Origin of the sequence: Geodermatophilus maliterrae, from assembly GCF_041018925.1 — a bacterium.
GTDB classification, from domain to species: domain Bacteria; phylum Actinomycetota; class Actinomycetes; order Mycobacteriales; family Geodermatophilaceae; genus Geodermatophilus; species Geodermatophilus maliterrae.
In genome coordinates, this window is the sequence record NZ_JBFNXQ010000195.1 from 1 (window position 1) to 2051 (window position 2051).

The following is a 2051-nucleotide window of genomic DNA, read 5'->3' on the forward strand; positions in this document are numbered from 1 at the left end:
GTCGGCGGCTACGACGACCTCGCCGGCGCCCGGCCCGAGCAGGCGCGGGACAAGGGCCTGGCCGGGCACCTGCGCGCGCTGCGTGCCGGGCGGGTGTCGGCCGGGGCGGTCAAGGTCGCCGGGATCGGTGCCGCGGCCGCGGTCGCCGCGCTGCTCGTGAAGGACCCCGCTGCCCCCCGTGCCCCGCTCCGCTCGGCCGGGGACCGGGCAGCGGGGCCGTTCCATCGCCTCGCCAGCGTGGACGCCGTCCTGACCACCGGGCTGGTCGCCGGCACGGCCAACCTGGTCAACCTGCTCGACCTGCGCCCCGGGCGGGCGGCCAAGGCCGGCGCGCTGGCCGCGGCGGCGACCCTGCGCGGCCCGGCCGGCGACCTGGTCGCCGGGCCGCTGGGCGCGGCGCTGGCGGTGCTGCCGGCCGACCTCGGCGAGCGGGTGATGCTCGGTGACGCCGGCGCCAACGCCCTCGGCGCGGTTCTCGGGCTACGGCTGGCCGCCGCCCCCGGGCGACCGGCCCGGGCGGCCCTGCTGGCCGCGGTCACCGCGCTCACCCTCGCCAGCGAGCGGGTCAGCTTCACGAGGGTCATCGAGGCCACGCCCGGTCTGCGCGAGCTCGACCGGCTCGGCCGCCGCCCGGCATGAGCCCGGGAGGGCCGGCGGCCACCGGGACCGCGCCGGGACGCCGCCGTCAGCTCGCCCACGGCGTGGCCGGTGCCGCGGCGCTGATCGCCGTCCTCACCGTGCTGGCCCGGCTGGCCGGCTTCGGCCGCACGCTGGTGTTCACCAACACCGTCGGCGCCGGCAGCACCGGCGACACCTACACCGCCGCCAACACCGTCCCGAACATCGTCTTCGAGGTGGTCGCCGGCGGGGCGCTGGCCTCGCTGGTGGTGCCGATGCTGGCCGGCGGCATCGCCACCGGCGACCGCGAGCAGGTCCGCCGCACCGCCTCGGCGCTGCTGGGCTGGACGCTGCTGCTGCTGGTCCCGCTCGCCGCGCTGCTCGCCGTCCTCGCCGAGCCGATCGCCCGGCTGCTGCTCGGCGGCGGCACCGACGCCGAGGTCGCGCTGGCCGCCCGCTTCCTGCTCGTGTTCGCCCCGCAGGTCGTCCTCTACGGCATCGGCATCGTGCTCACCGGCGTCCTGCAGGCCCACCGCCGCTTCGCCGGGCCGGCGATCGCGCCGCTGCTGTCCAGCGTGGTGGTCGCGTCGGCCTGCGCGCTGTTCGCGGTCCTGGGCGGCGCCCGGTCGGTGGAGCAGCTCTCGACCCCGGCCGAGCTGGTGCTCGGGGTGGGGACGACGCTCGGCGTGGCCGCGCTGGCGTTCTCGCTGGTGCTGCCGGTGCGCCGGCTGCGGCTGGGCCTGCGGCCGTCGCTGCGCTTCCCGGTCGGTGCCGCGCCGCGGGTGCGCCGGCTGGCCGTCGCGGGCGTGCTCACGCTGGCCGGCCAGCAGCTGGTGGCCGCCGTCGCCATCCGGCTGGCCAACGACGGCGCCCCGGACGGCACCCAGGTCGCCTACACCGCCGGCCTCACGCTGTTCCTCCTGCCGTGGGCCGCCGTCGCCGTGCCGCTGGCCACCTCGGCCTACCCGCTGCTGGCCGAGCGGGCCGACATCGGCGACGAGGCGGGCTACCGGCGGGCGCTGGCGCCGGTGACCGTGCTGGTCGTCGTCGCCACGCTCGCCGCGGCGGCCGTGCTCGCCGCCGTCGCCGGTCCCATGGCCCGCGTCTTCCTGGTCACCGGCACCGCCGACGACGTCGCCGCGCTGCGCGACACCATCCTCGCCTTCGCGCCCGGGCTGGCCGGCTACGGGCTGGTCGCCGTCCTCACCCGGGCCCTGTACGCCCGCGGGCTGTGGAAGGCGCCCACGGTGTGCGTGCTCGGTGGCTGGCTGCTGGCCGTCGCCGCCGACGTGGTGCTCGCCACGGCGCTGCCGGCGGCCGACCGGGCGCCGGCCCTGGCCGCCGGGCACAGCCTCGGGGTGACCGTCGCGGGTCTGGCGCTGTTGGCCGTGACCGCGCGGGTCGTGGGGGCCGCGGGGCTGGCCGGGCTGGCC

Annotated in this window: 2 protein-coding genes; both read left to right on the forward strand. The window is 79.2% G+C overall.

The window, feature by feature from the left end; translation table 11 throughout:
• Positions 1-639 (forward strand): hypothetical protein (locus tag ABQ292_RS26380; protein ID WP_369210667.1); only part of this gene is annotated, 639 nt, incomplete at its 5' end.
• Positions 636-2051, forward strand: a 1416-nt coding sequence (murJ, locus tag ABQ292_RS26385) for a murein biosynthesis integral membrane protein MurJ (RefSeq protein WP_369210668.1), incomplete at its 3' end; no start/stop codon positions are given. The genes ABQ292_RS26380 and murJ, both read left to right, overlap by 4 nt.